Here is a 420-nt window from a genome sequence, read left to right as displayed (position 1 = left end):
GCTGAATACCCAGCGGCGAGAAGATACCGTGGTTAATGGCGTTGTTGAGGAACAGGATTTTCGCCGGTTCAACAAAGATAGACGCCAGCGGCAGCATGTCATGGACAACCATGAAGTTAACGCCCGCAGCCAGCATTTTGGACAGGGCTTCAACAATCGGGCCAATGCCGAGGAATGCCAGAATAGCGAGGATCATCCCGATGATGCCTGCGGAGAAGTTCTTCACCAGCATCTCAAAACCGGATTTGATCTTACCGTCTACCCAGCGGTCGAAGTGCTTAATGCACCAGCCGCCCAGCGGACCTGCAATCATAGAACCGAGGAACATCGGCATGTCTGCGCCGACGATAACGCCCATGGTGGTGATGGCACCGACTACGCCGCCACGTTCGCCGCCTACCAGCTTACCACCGGTATAAC

Annotated in this window: 1 protein-coding gene; it reads right to left on the bottom strand. The window is 55.2% G+C overall.

The window, feature by feature from the left end:
• On the bottom strand, nucleotides 1-420 hold a 420-nt coding region (locus IAI51_RS27805), incomplete at both ends, for a PTS transporter subunit EIIC (protein WP_187681383.1).

Origin of the sequence: Pseudomonas sp. N40(2020), from assembly GCF_014472415.1 — a bacterium.
GTDB lineage: Bacteria > Pseudomonadota > Gammaproteobacteria > Pseudomonadales > Pseudomonadaceae > Aquipseudomonas.
The sequence above is the reverse complement of the archived record's forward strand: the minus strand, read 5'-3'. Positions and strand labels throughout refer to the sequence as shown.